Source organism: Nonomuraea sp. NPDC049714 (genome assembly GCF_044465295.1).
GTDB lineage: Bacteria > Actinomycetota > Actinomycetes > Streptosporangiales > Streptosporangiaceae > Nonomuraea.
Genome location: NZ_JBITLM010000011.1, coordinates 105,694 through 122,775, shown reverse-complemented (window position 1 = coordinate 122,775; position 17,082 = coordinate 105,694). Strand labels below are relative to the sequence as shown.

Sequence of the window (17,082 nt, the reverse complement as noted above, 5' to 3'; positions counted from 1 at the left end):
GTGACCTGGGGCCGAACGGCAGAGGGCAGGCCCGAGCTCCGCTACAGCGGGACGTACTGATCGACTAGGCTGCCGATCGTGTCCGCGCCTCCCCCGCTCACCGACCGCATGCGCGCCGAGGCACGTTCGATGCCCGGTCAGTGGCTGTACGCCATTGACCCGTTCTTCGACCCGGACGGCGCGGTCCCCCCGTACGGTGTGATCGGCGCGTGGCGGGTCGACGAGCGCGGCGAGACGAGCGAGGAGTTCACCCCCAACCCGAACTACCGGCCATCGCCCGTGTCACTGGGCTTCGGGGAGCCGGCCGACCCGCTCGAAGCCGCCGTCCAGCTGGCCGTAACCGGCTATTCGGACGGCGGAGACCTCATACCGCTCCTGCTGGAGTCGGAGGTCTTCGTAGGCGCAGGCGTCAAGGGGAAGATCCCGGTGTACGACACGGGAGTCGTCATGGCCTACACCTCGCAGGCCCATCTGCCGAAGAACCTTCCGGCCGAGATGTCGGACTGGCAGGTGCTGCGCGGCTCCGACCTGGTGGGCCTTATGCCCGAAGGTGTCGATCTCGTGCTCAACGCAGAGGGCCCCGCGGGCATCCGCATCCCCCGCCCGGACGGCCGCTGATCGGCCATGTCCCTTCAGCTGTCGCCGGAGTTGGCCGCTCCGCTCGCCTGGACCGGCTTGGCCGTCTGGCCGGACTCCGACGAAGACGCGATCCGTGCGGAGGGCGCGCGGTACGTGATGCTCTCGGCGCGGCTGAGGCAGTCCGCGCAGGACACGGAGGCTCATCAGAGCCACGCGTTGGAGCACAATTCCGGCGAGGGCGTGGACGCCTACCGCTCGTGGGCGGAGCGAAGCGCGCCGGCCGACCGGGCGAACCGGCTGGCCGACGCCCTCGAGCTGGTCGGCTTGGCCCTGCTGACCGCGGCGCTGATCGTGCTGCTGTGGAAGCTCGGGGTGATCGCCCAGCTCGTCGCGCTGCTGATCGCCGTCGCCAGCGCCATGGCCACGGTGGTGGTCTCCCCGGCGGCCTCGCTGGCGGCCGTCGCCGCGCGTACGGCCGCGACCCGTACCGCCCTGCGCAAGCTGCTGGACGACATCGCCCGCTTCTTCTCGCGCAGCGTGGTCGACCTGCTGAAGCGCGCGGTCATGCTCCTGCGCGTCGGCGTCGGCCGGCTGCGTGGCCGCCCGGCGGACTGGGACCCCCTCAAGGTCGCCGCGAACCGTCACGTCGACATTTCCGCGATTCGGCCCCGGCCGGGCTTTCGCGGTTCCCCCTTCTCCAGCGCGCGGCCGGTGTGGCGCCGGGACGACCGACCCGTCTACCGGTCCGACACCCGCCACCCCGACGAGATCTTCTCCCAGGGCTTGCAGCCAAGGAATCCCCTCAACACCGACCTGAACGGGTACGTCGCCTTCCTGGACGAGCGGGCGAGGAGCTCCGCCTTCGTCAGCACCAGCTACAAACCCACTATCCACCAGGAGTGGCACGAGTACGGGCGACAGGGATGGGTGTACGAGGTCAGCACGCCCGGCGGCACCGGCCTCCGGCTGCCGAACTCGAGTTACGACGAGGTCGTCTTTCCTGGTGGCGTCGCCCCGGATTACATCACGCGAGCCCGGCCGTACGAGGTGTCCCGGAAGGGGGAGACGACGGTGGGCGAGTGGCTGGATAATCCCCACGCGCGGCCCGGCTGACGGCCTCCGCGCCGAGTTGCTCGGCCCGGCGATACTCGACGTCCATCCGGCTCAGCGCCTGCTCGGTGTCCCCCAGGTCGGCCACGACCGACTCCAGCGACTCCAGCATCGCACCGACCGTCTGCACGAAGAGCCCGCCGACCAGCCCGCCGATGGGCCCAGCGCCGAACATGGCCGGCGAGCCGCCGACTTCGCCACTGCGTGCGGCGAGATCGTCCCGCGCCTGGCCGAGCCCGCCGGACGCCGTTCGCAGGGTGGACGGGCGGACGTCCAGGGGTTTCATCCGCGGCCCTCGGTCCGGCGGGCGAGATCGCCGATCTCCTGCATGAAGGCGTTCATCTTCCGCATGGACTCCTCCTGGACGCCCTCCAGCGCCCGGGCCAGTCCCGCCACGTCAACGTGTTCGTGCCTGGCCTCGAGGTTCGCGCGCAGGTCATCCAGCGCGGCGTTGACGGCGATCATGATCAAGTCGCACAGCTCGTGTGAGCCCATCCGCATGACTCGCGGATCGACCTGCAACGACGTGAGCCGGCACTCCGGGGAGACCCTCGCTGACACCCGCCCGTCCGCGGCCGTCCCCTCGCCACCGGAGAGTTCCTTCTCCGGCGGCGGCTCCTTTCCCAGCGCGTCGAGCCCGCGCCTGGCTTCGTCCAGGAACCGGTCGAAATCCTCGAAATCCACGGCCACGGGTCGAGAGAATAGGGATGGCGGCGTACGAGAAAGGGTCGTCCGGGTGAACGGCTCGTGAGTGGACCATGTCCAGGCCCCGCGCTCCCGCTGGAGACACGTGAGGGACGCATCATGGCGAACGCTGCGATCACGAGCGCTGCGATCACGGCGCTCCGGTGGGGCGAATGTCGAGATCATCTGCTGCGATCGAGTCGGCGGCCTATGCCGAGGGCATCGCCCGGGGCGCTCCGCACACGACCCAACTCGCGGACAGGTGGGACCACATCGCCACCCGACCCGCGAGCGGCATGCCGCCGTTCACGCCCTGCTCGAGCAAGGCCAAGGGCTGCGGGAGATCGCCCGCCTGCTGTCCCTGGGCCGCAACGCCGTCCGGCGCTTGATGACTCGACCGCAGAACCTTGGGAAACCGCAGGTCGAAATGGTAGGGCGCCGGCTCGAACCCGGAGCCTACGGATCGTCAGACGACCCGCAGGGTTGGACGCTGGTCCGATTCGCCCAGCAGCTCGCGGACCCGGGGGACGTGCCAGGCAAGCTGGGTGGCCAGTTTCGCCATGGTCAAACCGGTCTCGGCGATGGCCAGATCGAAAGCTTGGCGTAGCAGTACGGGTTGCTCGCCGGGGTAGTCGCTGATCGGCTCGGGGGCGAAGCCGGGCTGGTCGCGCAGGGTCTTGAGACGTTGGTAGGCGCGGCCGGCGGCGGAGTCGGAGATCAGACCGACCTCGCGGCAGCGGTACAGCAGGGAGTCGACCGACACGCCCCAGGTGTGCTTGAGCGCCACCAGGCGGCGTAGGTCCAGGCGGGTGGGCAGCTCGGGCAGGATGCTGTCCCTCGGGGTGAGGAACTCGGCGGCGAAGACGTCGGCCTCCCGCTCCTGCTGGGAGTCGCCGGAAGCGGCGTCGCCGTGCAGGACCAGGTGGCCCAGCTCGTGTGCCGCGGTGAAGCGGTATCGGTGGATGTCGTCGAACCGGTTGGCGGTCAGCACCACGATGGGCCGGGGCAGTTGCGAGGTGGAGAAGGCGTCCACGGTCGTGGCGTCCTCGTCGGGCGGCGGGAAGACCACGATGATGCCGTGGGCTTCCATGTGCCGCACGATGTGCGAGACCGGCCCGCTGCCCAGTCCCCAGAGGTGGCGCAGGGCGCGGGCGGCGAGAGCGGGCTCGCGCGGCACCTCGACGCCGGAGTGGACCTCGCCGCCGGAGAACCCTGGAAGGTCCACGTGCGGCAGCCGGACCTGTTTCTCCAGCGCGTAGGTGAGTTCCCAGACCTGTTCGACGAAGGCGACGGCTTTGGCGCGCTGGTGGGCGCGGGTGGAGCGCAGGCTGCGGAAGTGCGCCGTGGATCCGTCGAGCTTGCCGTGGGGGCGGCCGGTGAGGAAGAAGGCCGTCGGCACGCCGAGAGTGTCGGCGAGGCGGGGGATGAGGTCAGGTCGAGGACGGGTCATGCCGGTCTCGTACTGGCCGACCGCCGCGGGGGTCACCCCGATTTGCTCGGCCAGGTCCTTCTTGGTCATCGCCGCCAGATGTCGCGCCTGGGTGAGCCGGGCCGGGTCGAAGGCGTCGGCGACGGCCTGCGGGCTCGGCCCGCCGGGCATGGTGCCGATGGGGGTGAAGGGACGGGTGGGATCAGGGGTGCTCATTGTCGCCGGTGACCGCGGTTTCCTCGGGTGTCTCGCTGCTGACGGGGAAGATCGTGTCATTCTTCCGCTCGATCCGCGATCTGGCGTGCAACGCCAGGTCGGGCAGCGAGCCGTGGTCGAAGCGGGCCGCGGTGGCCGGCGGGGCGTGCCGTAGGGAGGCAGCGGGTCCGGCGGACAGGCCCGTCAGCGGGACCGGCTCGCAGTGCAGCCACCGGATCCGGCCGAACCCGTCGATCAGTTCGGCCTCACCCCAGTACAGCCGGATGAGGCCGGCCTGGGCGTTGCCGGCGTAGGCCACCGGGATCAGCCGGGTATCGGCGGGCAGCCGCTCCAGCTCGACCCGGACCGAGGCCCGCTCGGTCTCCTCCTGGGCTGACAGGTCGAGCTCTTCCTGGTGGTAGGAGACCGTAGGGCTGAAGCGATCGAACAGCTCGCGCACGAGCGCGGAGACGCGACCGTCGCTGACGCGGGCTTCGGTGATCGGTGTGCGGTCGTCCTTGGCATAGCGGAACGGCAGCAGCAGGTTGCCGTTCAGGATCACCAGGTGGTGCGGAGAGCCGTACGGCCGGATCATCTGGAAATCGGGCTCGTTGCGGAAGCCCTCGACGAGCGCCTCGTAGCGGCGGGTCATCAGGGCGCTGCCGTAGGCGAAGTTCTTGTCGCTGAGCGAGGAGCGCTGGGCGTCCTGGGCGTTGCCCACCGCTTCCAGCAGGGAGACGGCAAGCTGCCGGCGCACGGTGTCGGCACGCTCACCGAACCGCTCACGGGCCCAGCCTGACAAGGACGGTTCCGCGCTCATCTACCCCTCCATCCTGACTTCGTTCTCTTCCGTAAGATCGACGCAGGCACTTTACTTTTGTGCATCATACTCCCGATCCGAGCTGAGTTGATGTTGGTTCTCGTGTGCGAACCGCCGCCAGGTGGCGACTGGAGCGAGCCGGCCGGGCACGCCGTACTGCGTCCCCCTGACCTGCCCGGAGGTGCGACGGCGAGCGGCATGCCCCGGGTGACGGAAGCCAAGTGCCGCGGACCTATGGTGGATGGAGAGAGCGCCATCAAGCCGAGTCGGTGTCGCGGGGGAGGCTGCGATGAGAGAGCACTTCGTCTGGGTGACGACGCGTCGCATCAAGCCGGGCGCGTTGGAGGAGTTCGAACGGGCATGGCGCCCGGACCCGTATCCGGAGGGCCTGAGTCACGCCTATGCGTACTGGACCGAGGACGGGCAGGAAATCACCGGGGTGTCGTTCTGGGACACCAAGGAGGCGTGCGACTCCTGGCGGGCTTCCGAGGCCGAGACATCTCGGCGTGCGACCATGGCTCCTTACGTTCTGGAGGAGCGGGAAGACTTCTACCTCGGCCGCGAACTCGGCATTCCCGTACGGTAAGTCACGGGGCGGCCGGCGAATGGGTCGGTTGCTCCTAGTGTCATCCGCCCGAAATCGGCGATGAGGACTTCCCGGCTCCTGACGTCCCGGTCATGAGGATCAGGCCGGGCTCTGTGTGCATTCCTTCGGCGATCATCGCCGCCGGCCGGGCCGTGGCTCGGCCCCGTCCGTAGAACACCGCCGTCTAACGGTCGTCTCGACGTGACCGCGGATCCGCGGTACGGCCAGCATGCCTCCCGGTGCCGATCTCGTGCTGTGTGCTCGGTGCCGGGGGGAATGGGGGAATCGCGTACTGGTCGTACGGGACCGTCTCTGAGCCCCAAGCCGAGCGTGCGTCGTGGTCGCTTCAGTCACGGGTTCCCGCGGGGCGGCACGAACACGTACCAGGTCTTCTCCCCATCCACGCGAAGGTCGATCGGGGTCCAGGAAGTGAGGAAGGGGGCCGGAGGTCTGCGGGAGGTCGTGATCACACCGACCCAAGCGCGCCGTGCGATCGCGGCCCTGATCGAGGACGGTACGGATGACGTGCCCCCGTAGTGGCGGAAGACGCCGTGTGAGGAACATCTGGCCAGATAGCCGATCTGTACGGCGTCGTGGCCGTACAGGAAACACGGAGGGCGCATCCCCACCTGCTGGAGCCGGGCGGCGACCGCCGGCACGGCGGCGCGTGCGGCGTAGATCTGCTCGCCGTAGACGTGGACGGACCTGGCCTGGACAGCGAAGTAGCAGGCGACACCGGCGACGGCGAGCACCGCGGTGCCCCGCCGCCGGCACAGCCAGCCGATGCCCGCCGAGACGGGGAGAGCGAGCAGGGCGTAGGCGGGCAGCAGGAAGCGCGGAGCGGCGTAGCCGACGGTGAGGACGTAGGACAGGGCGAGTGACAGACCGCAGGCCAGGGCCGCCACGAGGGCACGACGCCGGGCCATCCATACGCCCAGTACCGCGAAGACCGGCACCGCCGCGAACCAGGCGACCTGCGTCAGCGGCAGCCCTCCGCATTCGACGCCGAAGCGGCACAGCAGAGGCCCGTCCAGCGCGCGCAGATGGTCGGGGAGGCTGAAGCGCAGCCCCGTCGCGTTCTCCGCCCCCGCCGCGTGCAGGCGCGCGAGCGGCCCCCCGAACCGCATGACCGCCTCGATCATCCACTCCGCCCACCCGATCGCGAGCCCGGCCACCGTGGCGAAGAGCAGCCGCGGGCTCCTGCGCACGATCCCGTACCCGACCAGCGGAAACGCCAGCCAGGTCGCATCCGAGGGGCGCATGAGCGAGGCGATCGCGAATGCCGCGACGATCCCGGCAGTGGCCAGGCGTGCCCTCGGACGCGCCTCCGCCAGGCAGGCCAGGCCCACCCCGGCGACGCCGCAATAGGCGACCCACATGTTCGGCATGGCCGCGTTGGCGTAGAACAGCGACAGCCACAGGGCGCCGAACAAGGCGGCGGCCATCGGTGCCACCGCTCCGGCCCGCAACCGGATCCACGGCAGGTAGGCCAGGAACAACGCGATTCCCGACAGGAGGCTGAGATAGACCCGGATGGCCGTCACCGAAGGGGTGACCAGCGCGACAGGAGCCACCAGGAGCTGAACCCCGCGGGCGCGTGGCGCTGTGAACTCGGCGGCGGGAACGCCGCGGGCCACCTGACTGATGTACACGCTCTCGTCCCATCCGAGCCCGATCCTCACCGTCAACGCCAGCTGAACCGCCGTGTAGCAGGCGGCCACCAGTCCCAGTGCCACGTACGAACGGACGGTGTTCCACGACCGCGGCCGACCGCTCCGCCAGGTGCTCGCCACACCGTGAGAGACGTCGGCCGTCCGGTGCGCGGCTGGGGAAGGTTCGGCCTCATCCATGCCTGCAACGCTACGAAGAGCCAGGTCAGAGGCTGTTCAGAGTACGGTTCGCGGCTGGCATCGAGGTGCCCCGGGATCGTCCGACCGCCGGCCGGTTCCGCGATGGCTTCGTCTGGATCGTCCCGCGTTTCGGTCCCACGATCAGCTGGGAGTTGCTGACCACGCTGGTCTTCGCCACCGTCTTGGCCGTGGCCAGGTCCTGGGGCCGTATCCGGGGCGGCCGGACTCCAGGCGATGCGTTCCGCCGTACTTCTGGGGGCCGGTGACGGACGCCAGGTGGGGTAGCGGAGCAGTGTGGGAACCGCGTCCGCCATCGTCACGGCCGAGCGCGCCGGTCTGGCGCGCCGCTGGGCGCCGCGCCTGCTGGCCGCGGTGGCCGGTGCGTGCCTGGCCCTTGCCTTTCCCGCCGTGAAGGCCTGGTGGTGGGCGTGGTTCGGCCTCGTGCCGTTCCTGCTCCTGGTGGCCACGGCGGGGACGTTCCGTGAGGCGGGGTGGCGGAGCTGGTGGGCGTCGGCGGGCTTCTTCGGGACGCTGCAGCACTGGGTGCTGCCGTTCCTGGGCGTGTTCTGGCCGCTGGCGGTGCTGGTCATCGGGCTGGTGTGGGTGCCGTTCGGGCTGGTCGCGTACGGGCTTCTGCGGCGTGGTTCCCCCGTCAGGGTGGGGGTGGCGCTGCTGGTGCTGCCCTCGGTGTGGGTGGTCGTTGAGGCGCTGCGTTCATGGCAGCACCTCGGCGGGGCTTGGGGGCTGCTCGGGTCGAGCCAGTGGCAGGTGCGGCCGGTGCTGGGGCTGGCCGCGCTCGGTGGCGTATGGCTGCTCAGCTTCACCCTGGTCGCGGTCAATGTCGGACTCGCGATCGCTGTGCTGCCGGACGCCGGCCGGCGGGCCCGGCTGGTCGGCGGGGGAGCCGCCGTCGCGCTGGCCACGCTCGCCGCGTGCTCCGGGCTGGTACGGCCCGAGCCCGTCATGACGGGTGTCATGCGCGTGGCGGGCGTGCAGCCGGGCCCCGTGCCCGGCGCGGAGCGGCGTGTGGCCGCGCACCTCCAGCTGACCGGCGAACTCACCGGCCGTGAACCCGATGTGGTGGTCTGGGGCCAGAGCAGCGTCGCCCTTGACCCCGGCCGGCGCCCGGACGTGGACCGCATGCTGCGCCGGGCAGCCGCCGAGGCGGGCGCCGACCTGCTGGTGAACGTGGACGCCACGGATTCTTCCGGCCGGATCGCCAAGTCGGCCTACCAGTACACGCCCGACGGGGTCGTGAACACGTACGTCAAGCAGCGACTGGCCCCGTTCGGGGAGTACATCCCGCTGCGGCCGGTGCTCGGCTGGATCGCGGGGCACACCGAGGCGGCGGAGAAGGACCGGATCACCGGTGCCGGGCCGGTCGTGTTCGAGGTGGCCGGCCGCCGGGTCGGGCCGCTGATCTCGTACGAGTCGACCTTTCCGGACCTGCGGCGCGGCCTGGCCCGCAGGGGCGTGGACGTGACGATCACGCAGGGGTCGCTCACGACCTTCCATGGGAGCTGGGCGCACGCGCAGCAGGCGAGCTTCGAGGCGCTGCGGGCGGTCGAGTCGGGCCGGCCGGCGGTGCTGATCGAGTTGGACGGCACCTCGGCGGCGTTCGACGCGCGCGGCGGGCGGCTGGCCTGGTTCCCGCCCGAGTACCGCGGCGCGTTCGTGGTGGACGTGCCGCTGTCCGTCGAGGAGACGCCGTACGTTCGGCTGGGCGACTGGGTGCTCGCCCTGGCCGGCGGGATCGCGCTCGGTGCCGCAGTCGCGGCAGCCGGCCGGCGGTGTTGTCCGATGCGACGGCGCTGGTGTCGCTGCCGTGTACCGAGCGATAATACGGCGGTCGATCAGTACCCAAACGAGTTAAATGGGATAGAAACGCCCGGTGGGCTTGTCAAGCACTTAATGAGTCGTTCGTAAGAGCGCCCCATTATCACCGACGCATGAAACGCATCACCATGACGGCCACTGTTTTCGCGCTCGCCGTCCTCACCGTCCTGCAGTCAGTTTCCGCACAGGTCATGCCCGCTTCCTCGACCACGGGGCGCGCCGGCGACGCGTCCTTCGGCGTCCCGGCGGCGATTCGCGCCGAGATGCTGGCGCAGCGGCCCGCCGCCGAGGTGGCGCACGAGATCAGAATGGCGGTGGAGAAGGAAGGTCGCACCGGGCTCGCCGGCATCGCTCTCGACGGAGCCGCGCTCGACGTCTGGTGGAAGGGCAAGCTCCCCGACCCGATCCGCAGGATCATCGACTCGGCGACGGACGTCAAGATCAGCGTGCACGGAGCCGCGTACTCACAGAACGACCTCACGAAGGCTGCGGCGGCTCTCGAGGCGGACATGCGCGACAACCCGCAGTCTTCTCTGCACTCCATCCGCTACCTCGTGGACGGCAGCGGCGTCACCGTCGAGACCACCGCCAAGGAAGCCGACATACGCGCGACGCTGGTCCGGCTGGCCGGCCGCCTCCCGGTCAAAGTGATCACTTCACCCGAATGGCGGGCCCACACCTGGCGGCAGGGCGACACGATGGATTTCTGGGGCGGCGGGAGGATCATCAACAAGACGGCCGGCTCGGGATGCAGCGCGGGGTTCGCGGTGGCGGGCGGCGCGGGCATGCTGACCGCCGGGCATTGCGGCCAACGGGGGAACGAGTTCACCAACGGCGACCTGTCCGTCACCTTCGGCTGGGCCAGGAACAAGCACACGGCCCACGACCTGCTGCTGATCCCCACGAACGCGGAAGGCCGGATCTACTTCGGCGATGCGGACGCGATCAAATCGGTGGAGATGTCCAAAGCCGTGGTCGGGTGGGACTGGGCCTGGCCCGGTGAACTCGTTTGCCAGTCCGGGGCCACCTCCGGCACCGTCTGCGGCACCCGCAACACCGATACCTACGCCATGTCGTACTGTCCCTCAAATATCCCCGGGCTCTGCCTCTCGGACATGATCCTCGGCGAGAACATCGCCAACGTGGTGGCCTCACGCCCCGGCGACAGTGGAGGCCCCGTATTCACCTTCGCCTCCGGCGAATCCGGCGAGCCCCGGGTGATCGCCAAGGGCATCGTGAGCGGCGGCAGCGGAAAGCGTCTGATCTACCAGGACTTCGGTACGGCCTGGCGTGACTTCGGCCTCGAACCCGCCATCGGCTGATCACCGTACGGCGGCACCCTGCAGGCCGGGCCGCAGAGCGGCGGCTACCAGATCAAGGCGCGGGTTCCGTGGACGACCAAGCGCAGGTACGCAGCAAGGTTCGGGATGCCGCAGATAGACGGCCTCGAAGTCACCTGGTGCGCGCGGGCGACGCCCTGCTCGCACCGGCGATCACACGCCGCCTGGTCGAGCGGTTCGCCCGCCGCGACGAGGCCAAACCAGCCGTACACCGGGACCTGTCGGAGCTGACACCCTGGGCAAGCTCGGCCACAGAGACCGGGTGCAGACCGGGTGCAGGCGGTCGTGCTCGCCTACGAGACCGGGTTGATCGCCCCAGGCTCGCCCGCCGACCGGCCGCCAGGGCAGATGTCCGGACCGTAAGAGCTGGTCGCTTGAGTCCCTCTCCCGCTCCAGTGCGATACCTAATCGCCGGTTCACCGACAGCCGACAAGACCTGAACGACTGTCCGCACCAACATGTCGGGCTGCGGGTCAGTGCGTGTTCATTCCACCAACTGCACGTGGAAGGGACAGCCGATGAGCCTCCTCATCGCGACTTGCCTCTTGCGCTGCCCGGTCCGGGCTGGTGACCGACATGGTGGAGAGCTTCATTTCGTGCGAGCACCCCCGATGAGATCGCTTCGGCCGTGCAGGGCGTCGGTCAGCATCGTGGTCAGGACGGCGACCAGCGCTTCCTCCAGATCGGCGGGCGAGATCGGCCGGAGGGTGTAGGCGTCCACGCGTTCGCCGAGCCGGTGAGTGATCCGCTCGATGACCCCGTTGAGCAGCGCGTCGCGGGTGCGGAAGTAGCGCGAGGTGGTGCCGGCCGGTACGGCGGCGACGGTATCGACGGCTCTGTGGGTTAGGCGGCGGCATGGTTTCCTTCCCTGTTGCTGTGGTCGGCCGGGCCACACCATTTCACCAGAGCCGCTTCGATACGGGTGTGATCCCCGGCCCAGGCCACGTAGCCGTCCGGGCGGACCAGCGTCGCCTCGGGTGTGGTGCCGCCAAGGGGTCTGGCGTGCCGGGCGGGTAGGCGAACTCCAGGCCGGACAGCCTGCCGAGGATGCGGCGGCGGCCGGGGGTGGTGTGGAGCAGGGTCGCCATGATGCGCCGGTTGATCTCCAGGCGCACGCGTGAACCGCTGAGCACCAGCCCGGTGAGGTGGTCGGTCATGGCCAGGACAGCCGAGCCGACGGGGTGCCGCTCGTCGTGGTACGTGTCGAGCAGCCAAGGTGGGGCCCAGCCGTGCAGAGTGGCGGCAAGCTTCCAGCCCAGGTTGATGGCGTCCTGGATGCCGGTGTTCATGCCCTGGCCGCCGATGGGCGAGTTCACATGGGCGGCGTCCCCGACCAGGAACACCCGCCCCGATCGGTAGCTGCGGGCCTGGCGGCGTTCGGCGGTGAAGCGGGAGAACCAGCGCGGCTCGCTCATGCCATAGTCGGTGCCGGCGATTTGCCGGAAGGCCTCGGGGATCTGGGCGAGGTCCCGGGTCCGCGGGCATGACCGGGGTTGGAGGATCTGTCGTTGGTGCGATGCTCCTCATGCCCGATCGGTGCGGCCCGGCGGGTTGCGCCGTGGTCTGATGATCACGTCCGGCACCGGCGGCGCGGGAAGGCGGTGCCCGTGGTAGCCCTCGACGCTTCCGAAGCGGTCCGAAGCGGCCTCCCAGTCCTGGCGGGCTCGCAGGAGCTCCTCGTGGTCGCGGACGACGAAGTTCCACCACATGACGATCTCCTCCTCGAACGGCGGGCCACCGAGCAGGATGGTGCGTGCCGGGCCGTCCGAGCGGTTCGTCACCGTCAGGATGCCGACGCCCGGCGCCACGTAGCCGAGCTCCCCCGGGGGGACCGCGGTACCGTCCAGGTGTACGTCACCGGCATCGACGAGCAGGCCGTGCTCGAATCCGGGGTCGATGGACAGCGTGACCGTGGCGTGCGGATCGAGGTCGACCTGCGCACCCAGCAGGGGTGTGAACGTCCGCACCGGAGAAGTCTCGCCTTCCACCGAGCCGAGGAAGACCCGCAGCTCGGCCCCGTCGATCCGCACGGGCTCCGGCACGTGGTGCTGGAAGTCACGCCCGGCTTCCCGGTCCGCGTCGGGCAGGGCCACCCACAACTGGACGCCGTGGAGGACCGTGGTGTCCGCAGTGGAGACCTCGGAGTGAGCGATGCCGTGGCCGCCGGTCATGAGATTGAGCTCTCCTGGACGGATGAGCGAGTGGGTGCCGAGGCTGTCGCGGTGCTCGATGGTGCCGCTGAAGAGCCAGCTCACCGTCTGCAGCCCGGTGTGCGGATGCGGCGGTAGGTCCATGCCGCCCGCCGGCACCTCGACCGGTCCGTAGTGGTCGGCGAAGCACCAGGCGCCGATCAGTGTCCGAGCCCGCTGGGGAATCGTGCGCCGCACCTGCAAGGCCCGCGGTCCGCCCAGGGGCACGTCGCGGGCCGAGAGCACCTCGACCCCGGTGGTGCTTCCGACCTGTGTCCTGGACCGCGTCACTTCCGAGGCCGCTTCTGGATTGCTCACTTGGACCACTCCACGATCGTGTTGTGCACGGCTGTCCGGGTCAGAAGTCGGAGCTCGGCGGCCTGGACGTTGGCGCCGAAGGCGGCGGTGCCCGGCTCGAGTCGGACACCCTCGGCGAGAGGTCCGATAGGCACGGGGTCGAAGCCCAGGTCGTCGACGAGCGCCGCGATCTCGGTGACGTCTGCCTCGCTGTCACCGGCGACCGCGATCGCCTTGCGGCCCGGTGTCCCGGCGGGCCGGCCCTCGTCCTCCAGGTCGTGGTACCCCATGTGGTTGAAGGCCTTGACGACGCGTGCCCCGTCGAGGAAATGCTGCACCTCCTCGCTGGAGGAGATGCCGGGCTCGAGGAACCGCTCGCGGGGCCCGTCGACCTCCCACCAGTGGTTCATGGTGTCGATGACGAGCTTGTGGCGCAGCTCGTCGGTCGGGAGCGCGCGGTACTTGCTGAGCGGAAGGGCGAGGATCACGACGTCGGCGTCCCGTACGGCTTCGACGGCCCAGACGGCGGTGGCGCCGGGCGTCAGGACGTCGATGGTGAGGGCGATCTTCGCGGGGTCCCCCGACCCCGCGACGAGTACTCGATACCCGGCGGCGAGAGCGAGGCGGGCCAGGACCGTGCCCACCTTGCCGGCCCCGAGGACGCCGATGGTGCGTACGGCGGTGCGCACCGTCATCGGGCCACCTCCAGCGTGCTGGGCTTCTCGGCGAGCAGCTCGCGCACCATCGGGATCACCTTGGTGCCGTACAGCTCGACGGCGCGCAGCCGGTCGCCGGCCGAGACGGTGCCGGCGGCGGAGTAGATCAGGTCGAAGCGCCCGACGTCGAGCGTGCGGATGGCACGGGCCATCCTGCGCGCGACGGTCTCGGGCGAACCGACGTAGAGGGAGCCGTGCTCGACGTCGGCCTCGAACTCCTCACGCCGCACAGGGGGCCAGCCGCGCAGGGCGCCGATGCGGTCGCGTACCTCCTTGTAGCCGGGCCAGAAAAGTCGCTTGGCCTCCTCGTCGGTCTGGGCAACGAAGCCGGGCGAGTGCATCCCGACCGGGTAGGCGGTGGTCTCCAGCTGTTCCGTGGCGCGCCGGTACAGGTCGACGTACGGGGCGAACCGGTCGGGCGCGCCGCCGATGATCGCGAGCATGAGCCGGAACCCGTACCGCGCGGTACGGATGACGGACTGGGGCGACCCGCCCACACCGACCCAGGTCGTCAGCCGCCCGGACTCCGTCTTGGGGAACACGTCGGCGTCCTTGAGCGCAGCGCGCGTGGTGCCCTCCCACGTGACCGGTCCCTCGTCCAGCAGCTTGTGGAACAGGTCGATCTTCTCTTCGAAGAGGATCTCGTAGTCAGCCAGGTCATACCCGAACAGCGGGAACGACTCGGTGAACGACCCGCGGCCCAGGATCACCTCGGCGCGTCCGTTCGACAGCGCGTCGACCGTGGCAAAACGCTGGAAGACGCGCACCGGGTCGTCGGAGGACAGGACTGTCACACCCGAGGCGAGGTGGATGCGCTCGGTCCTGGTGGCGATGCCGGCCAGCACCGTCTCGGGAGTGGAGATCGAGTACTCGGGGCGGTGGTGCTCACCGAGGGCGATGACGTCCACGCCGACCTGGTCGGCGAGCACCGCCTCGTCCACGACAGCGCGGATCGCCTGACCATGGGAGACGACGTTTCCCTGATCGTCGCGAGGTAGGTCACCGAAACTGTCGATACCGAACTGGACGGCGGTGCTGTCGATCATGGGTTCGCTCCTTGTGGGATCCGGGTCTCACCGTGAGGGGGATTGACGTGTCAATCCTTTAACGTGCAGAGTTGACGTGTCAATTCCCGGAGGTGCCATGGTTCAGAAGAAGCGCCGCACGATGCCCACGCGCGAGGAGCTGCGCATCTGGCGCAACTACATCGAGACCGCCGAAACCTTGCGCACCCTCCTGGAGGGACGGCTCCAGAGCGAGTCGTCCTTGTCCTCCGCTGACTATCGAGTGCTGCTCGTACTGAGCGAGGCGGATCGGAGGACGTTGCGCTCCTCCGAGCTGGCCCAACTGATCGGCTGGCAACGCAGCCGCCTGTCACACCACCTGGGGCGGATGGAGAAGCGCGGGCTCGTACGCCGAGCCCCGTGCCCCGACGACGTCCACGGCATCGACGTGCTGCTGACCGAGCTCGGAGCGGAGTCGTTCCGGCGCAGCTCGGTGCCGCACCTGCGTGACGTGCGTGAGCTCTTCGTCGACGCGCTCTCCCCGGAACAGCTGGTACAGGTCGACGAGTCCACTCAGGCGCTACGCCGACATCTCGGCCTCGAGCCGTAGCGCGTGCATCACGAGAAGGGAGCTTCCAGGACCATGCAGATGGGTCGCATCGTCGAGCATCGGGACGTCGTACAGGACCTCACCCCGACTGAGTCAACGGCCGGCGGTCACCCCATGGTGTGAACCCATATACGTCACTTCCCGAAACGAGAGGACCACAGCGATGAACGATCAGAACCAGCAAGAAGTGACCATCCGCGACAACCCCGACATGAGCCGCTTCGACGTCCTCGTCGAGGACACCCACGCCGGGTTCTCCGTGTACAAGGACTTCGGAGAGATACAGCGCATCTTCTACCACACGGTGATCTTCGATGAATTCGGAGGCCGCGGTCTCGCCGGCGCGCTCACTCGCACCGCACTGAAGACCAGCGTCCAAGCCGGATATCGCATCGTGGCGGTCTGCCCCTACGTCAAGAAGTGGCTCTCCACGCACCACGACTTCGACGATGCCACCGACCCCGTGAGCCGGGAGCACCTCCGCGCTTTGCGCTGAACCGTGCACGAGCGCGCACCATAGCCATCCGCCACGACGCCTCTCGCGCTTGCGACAGGAAGGATCCCGCGACGATGTCCGCACCCCCGCCCCCGGCGAGCAGGTTCCGCCTCATCCCGATGGCAGCCCGCGACCCTCACGAACCGGGCCGGTCGGCCAGCGTGCTCGAGCTGTTCTTCGACCTCGTCTTCGTCGTCGCAGTGAGCATCGCCTCCGTCCAGCTCCACCACGCCCTGACCGAGGGGCACGTGCTCGACGGCCTGGTCACGTACGGTCTGGTGTTCTTCGGGATCTGGTGGGCCTGGATGAACTTCACCTGGTTCGCCACGTCCTTCGACACCGATGACTGGCTCTACCGGGTGCTGACCATCGTCCAGATGGCCGGCGTGCTCGTGCTCGCCACCGGGATCGAGCCCGCCTTCACCGACGCGGACTACACCCTGCCGGTCCTCGGCTACGTGGTCATGCGCCTGGCCATGGTCGCCCAGTGGCTGCGCGCTTCACGCTCTGACGCGTCCATCCGCCGCACCGCCCAGGTCTACGCCGGGGGTATCGCGGCGGTCCAGGTCCTCTGGCTCCTGCAGCTCACGCTGCCCGACGTACCGGGCAGGATCACGCTGGTCCTGCTCATCGTCGTCGAGATCGCGATCCCGGTGATCGCCCAGAGACGCGGCGCCACCCCGTGGCACCCCCATCACATCACCGAGCGCTACGGCCTGTTCACGCTCATCCTGCTCGGCGAGAGCCTGCTCGCCTCATCCAACGCGTTCATCGAGGCCGTCCACGACACCGATGCCCTCGGGCCGCTGATCTCGATCGCCGCGCTCACGTTCGTCGTGACCGCCGCCCTGTGGTGGATCTACTTCTGGCCGCCCCACCACCGGTCCATCACCAGCTTCCGCGGATCGCTGCGCTACGGCTACGTCCACTACTTCGTGTTCGCCGCCGCCGGCGCGTTCTCCGCGGGCATCGAGGTCCAGATCGACGTTCTGACCGGGCACAGCGAGCTCAGCGACATGGTCGCCTCCTTCACCGTGACCATACCGATCGCGGTCTTCCTGGCAGGCATCTGGTGGATCGCGATCCGAGACCACGCCGACCCGCTCGTCAACGCCGTCGTCCCGCTGGCGGCGGTCCTTGTCCTGTGCGATCCGTTGATCCCCGTCCCCGTCACCCTGACCGCCGTGATCCTCGTACTCGTGATCGTTGTCCTGGTTCTGCACCCACCTGTGAGCTCACCGACCCCACCACCGCCAGATGCGACAGGCGCGCAGCCTCGCTCGACCATCGGACGGCCATCGCGACGCTGACGGCGGATCCGGCTCCTCAGCTCAGCCTCGG

The 17,082-nt window shown here is 69.4% G+C and carries 18 protein-coding genes and 1 pseudogene; 8 read left to right on the top strand and 11 right to left on the bottom strand.

Annotation, left to right across the window (positions count from 1 at the left end):
- Nucleotides 1-78 precede the first annotated feature (78 nt).
- Nucleotides 79-618, top strand: a complete 540-nt coding sequence (locus ACIBQX_RS35770) for a type VII secretion system-associated protein (RefSeq protein ID WP_397012475.1) — start codon at nucleotides 79-81, stop codon at nucleotides 616-618.
- A gap of 6 nt (nucleotides 619-624) precedes the next feature.
- Nucleotides 625-1,692 (top strand): hypothetical protein, encoded by a 1,068-nt coding sequence (locus ACIBQX_RS35765; RefSeq protein WP_397012473.1) that lies wholly within the window; start codon nucleotides 625-627, stop codon nucleotides 1,690-1,692.
- Here ACIBQX_RS35765 and ACIBQX_RS35760 read toward each other — a convergent pair.
- The 4 genes from ACIBQX_RS35760 to ACIBQX_RS35745 all read right to left on the bottom strand — a co-directional run bounded on the left by ACIBQX_RS35760 (nucleotide 1,604) and on the right by ACIBQX_RS35745 (nucleotide 4,817).
- The gene (locus tag ACIBQX_RS35760) at nucleotides 1,604-1,975 is read right to left on the bottom strand and encodes a hypothetical protein (protein ID WP_397012471.1); all 372 of its coding nucleotides are present in this window, start codon (nucleotides 1,973-1,975) and stop codon (nucleotides 1,604-1,606) included. The genes ACIBQX_RS35765 and ACIBQX_RS35760 overlap by 89 nt on opposite strands.
- Nucleotides 1,972-2,379, bottom strand: a complete 408-nt coding sequence (locus tag ACIBQX_RS35755) for a YbaB/EbfC family nucleoid-associated protein (RefSeq protein WP_397012469.1) — start codon at nucleotides 2,377-2,379, stop codon at nucleotides 1,972-1,974. The genes ACIBQX_RS35760 and ACIBQX_RS35755 overlap by 4 nt, the downstream gene beginning before the upstream one ends.
- A 460-nt stretch (nucleotides 2,380-2,839) precedes the next feature.
- Nucleotides 2,840-4,018: a helix-turn-helix domain-containing protein gene (locus tag ACIBQX_RS35750; RefSeq protein WP_397012467.1), complete on the bottom strand. Its 1,179-nt coding sequence runs from the start codon at nucleotides 4,016-4,018 to the stop codon at nucleotides 2,840-2,842.
- Entirely contained in the window at nucleotides 4,005-4,817 is an 813-nt protein-coding gene (locus ACIBQX_RS35745) for a hypothetical protein (protein ID WP_397012466.1), read from the bottom strand. The genes ACIBQX_RS35750 and ACIBQX_RS35745 overlap by 14 nt, the downstream gene beginning before the upstream one ends.
- Before the next feature lie 289 nt (nucleotides 4,818-5,106).
- Between ACIBQX_RS35745 and ACIBQX_RS35740 the strand changes: the two genes are divergently transcribed.
- Nucleotides 5,107-5,403 carry a hypothetical protein gene (locus ACIBQX_RS35740; RefSeq protein WP_397012464.1) on the top strand — a complete coding sequence of 99 codons (297 nt, stop codon included), beginning with the start codon at nucleotides 5,107-5,109 and terminating at the stop codon, nucleotides 5,401-5,403.
- Nucleotides 5,404-5,753: 350 nt separating this feature from the next.
- Here ACIBQX_RS35740 and ACIBQX_RS35735 read toward each other — a convergent pair whose 3' ends face one another.
- Entirely contained in the window at nucleotides 5,754-7,139 is a 1,386-nt protein-coding gene (locus ACIBQX_RS35735) for a hypothetical protein (RefSeq protein WP_397012462.1), read from the bottom strand.
- 408 nt (nucleotides 7,140-7,547) lie between these two features.
- Between ACIBQX_RS35735 and lnt the strand changes: the two genes are divergently transcribed.
- Both lnt and ACIBQX_RS35725 read left to right on the top strand, forming a co-directional pair.
- Nucleotides 7,548-9,179, top strand: coding sequence for an apolipoprotein N-acyltransferase (gene lnt / locus ACIBQX_RS35730; RefSeq protein ID WP_397012460.1), 1,632 nt, complete (start codon nucleotides 7,548-7,550; stop codon nucleotides 9,177-9,179).
- Between the two features lie 23 nt (nucleotides 9,180-9,202).
- The gene (locus ACIBQX_RS35725) at nucleotides 9,203-10,411 is read left to right on the top strand and encodes a hypothetical protein (RefSeq protein ID WP_397012459.1); all 1,209 of its coding nucleotides are present in this window, start codon (nucleotides 9,203-9,205) and stop codon (nucleotides 10,409-10,411) included.
- Between the two features lie 607 nt (nucleotides 10,412-11,018).
- Here the strand turns inward: ACIBQX_RS35725 and ACIBQX_RS35720 are convergent.
- The 6 genes and pseudogenes from ACIBQX_RS35720 to ACIBQX_RS35695 all read right to left on the bottom strand — a co-directional run bounded on the left by ACIBQX_RS35720 (nucleotide 11,019) and on the right by ACIBQX_RS35695 (nucleotide 14,677).
- Nucleotides 11,019-11,327, bottom strand: a complete 309-nt coding sequence (locus ACIBQX_RS35720) for a TetR/AcrR family transcriptional regulator (protein ID WP_397012896.1) — start codon at nucleotides 11,325-11,327, stop codon at nucleotides 11,019-11,021.
- The gene (locus ACIBQX_RS35715; RefSeq protein ID WP_397012457.1) at nucleotides 11,273-11,644 is read right to left on the bottom strand and encodes a hypothetical protein; all 372 of its coding nucleotides are present in this window, start codon (nucleotides 11,642-11,644) and stop codon (nucleotides 11,273-11,275) included. Before ACIBQX_RS35715 ends, ACIBQX_RS35720 begins: the two co-directional genes overlap by 55 nt.
- Nucleotides 11,599-11,931, bottom strand: a pseudogene (locus ACIBQX_RS35710) (FAD-dependent monooxygenase); the annotation flags it as partial. The pseudogene ACIBQX_RS35710 and the gene ACIBQX_RS35715, both read right to left, overlap by 46 nt.
- Nucleotides 11,932-11,952: 21 nt before the next feature.
- Entirely contained in the window at nucleotides 11,953-12,936 is a 984-nt protein-coding gene (locus ACIBQX_RS35705) for a pirin family protein (RefSeq protein ID WP_397012455.1), read from the bottom strand.
- Complete coding sequence (locus ACIBQX_RS35700; RefSeq protein WP_397012453.1) at nucleotides 12,933-13,610, bottom strand: NADPH-dependent F420 reductase; 678 nt, start codon at nucleotides 13,608-13,610, stop codon at nucleotides 12,933-12,935. Before ACIBQX_RS35700 ends, ACIBQX_RS35705 begins: the two co-directional genes overlap by 4 nt.
- Nucleotides 13,607-14,677 carry an LLM class flavin-dependent oxidoreductase gene (locus ACIBQX_RS35695; RefSeq protein ID WP_397012451.1) on the bottom strand — a complete coding sequence of 357 codons (1,071 nt, stop codon included), beginning with the start codon at nucleotides 14,675-14,677 and terminating at the stop codon, nucleotides 13,607-13,609. The genes ACIBQX_RS35700 and ACIBQX_RS35695 overlap by 4 nt, the downstream gene beginning before the upstream one ends.
- Before the next feature lie 97 nt (nucleotides 14,678-14,774).
- Between ACIBQX_RS35695 and ACIBQX_RS35690 the strand changes: the two genes are divergently transcribed.
- The 3 genes from ACIBQX_RS35690 (at nucleotide 14,775) to ACIBQX_RS35680 (ending at nucleotide 17,051) form a co-directional block, all read left to right on the top strand.
- Nucleotides 14,775-15,245 carry a MarR family winged helix-turn-helix transcriptional regulator gene (locus ACIBQX_RS35690; protein WP_397012449.1) on the top strand — a complete coding sequence of 157 codons (471 nt, stop codon included), beginning with the start codon at nucleotides 14,775-14,777 and terminating at the stop codon, nucleotides 15,243-15,245.
- Nucleotides 15,246-15,408: 163 nt separating this feature from the next.
- Nucleotides 15,409-15,741, top strand: coding sequence for a GNAT family N-acetyltransferase (locus ACIBQX_RS35685; RefSeq protein WP_397012447.1), 333 nt, complete (start codon nucleotides 15,409-15,411; stop codon nucleotides 15,739-15,741).
- A 74-nt stretch (nucleotides 15,742-15,815) separates the two neighbouring features.
- Nucleotides 15,816-17,051, top strand: coding sequence for a low temperature requirement protein A (locus tag ACIBQX_RS35680; RefSeq protein WP_397012445.1), 1,236 nt, complete (start codon nucleotides 15,816-15,818; stop codon nucleotides 17,049-17,051).
- The last annotated feature ends 31 nt before the right edge of the window (nucleotides 17,052-17,082 follow it).